This is a genomic window from Herbaspirillum sp. UBA812, assembly GCF_002296545.1.
Lineage (GTDB): Bacteria > Pseudomonadota > Gammaproteobacteria > Burkholderiales > Burkholderiaceae_D > Herbaspirillum > Herbaspirillum huttiense.
Window position 1 is genome coordinate 896 of sequence record NZ_DBIC01000205.1, and the last position, 1,217, is coordinate 2,112.

Below are 1,217 nucleotides of genomic sequence, written 5' to 3' on the forward strand. Positions count from 1 at the left end.
CCTGCCCGCCCTCGCCCGCCGTAACGGCCCCGGCCAGCACACCCAAGGCCTGTCCGCTGCGCAGGCGCAATTGATTGCCACTGACATGCTGGCTGTCCTGCCCTGAAAGCAGGCTCACCGTCTCGCCATTGGCCAGTTGCAGATGCTGGCCCGCGACCACGCCCATGCCTTCCTTCGCGGCGATGCCGATCAGCGCCGAGGTGCTCTGGGGGACCTTGCCCTCGCCCGTCTGCGTGTAGACGGCGGCCACATCCTCGCCGCTCTTGTCTGGCGCGCCATCGACCATGCCGGCGGCCGCCGTGCGAATGGCTTCGAGGGGCGCGGCGCTGTCATTGATGACGCTGGCATTGGCCTGCGCCGGGCCGACATGGCTGGCCATGGCGACGGTCTTGTGGGTCACCGCCGCCTGGTTGAAAGTCTTGCCCAACAACGTGGCCTGCTTCAGCAGGGCCATGCCGCCGGTGTTGTCGCCCGCCGGATCGCGGCTGGCCGCAGCATGTTCGATCCGGTAGCTGGAAAACAGGATGCCGCTGCCCGCACGTAGTGCGCCATACGCATCGGTGCGCAGTTCCGCCCCCGTACCACGGAAGCTGCCGCGATAGTTATCGGCCGCATGAATCAGGTGCCCGAGATTGAGTTCAGAGGCCGTCTGTGAAGTCTTGAGCTGGATGCGGCCCTGGGCATCGGTATCGTCGAACAGCAGCTGGTTGTAGCCGGTCCCGCCAAATTCCTTGGAACGGATGCCCCACTGCGCAGCGGCATTGCGATGGCCTTCGCCATCCTGACTGCCGCCGTGCCAGGTCGGCGCATTGCCGCCGGCCAGATTGCCCTGGCCACTGGGAGAAAGATCACTGGCACTGGTGAAGACCTTGTTGCGCTCCTGCTCGCCACCCTGCGCGGCTTCGCCTCCGGGCGTGGGTGCGGCAGAACCTTCACCCTGGCCGTTGTAGAGCGCGCCCAGAATGACCGGCCGATCGATGTCGTCTTCCAGAAACTGCACCAGCACCTCCTGTCCGATACGCGGCAGGAACTGCATGCCGTTGCCGCCACCGGCCGAGCGCTGCGCCACGCGCACCCAGCAGGTCGCGGCGGCATCGTTGTTGCGGCCCTGCCAGTGGAAACGGATGCGGACCCGGCCCAGGCGGTCACAATGGATTTCATCGGCACCGTTGGCGCTGCTCTCGCCATTGGGTCCGACCACGATGGCACTCTGGCTG

The 1,217-nt window shown here is 66.6% G+C and carries 1 protein-coding gene; it reads right to left on the minus strand.

The window, feature by feature from the left end:
• The coding region (locus B3873_RS13585) for a type VI secretion system Vgr family protein (RefSeq protein WP_286866675.1) at positions 1-1,217 on the minus strand (1,217 nt) is incomplete at both ends.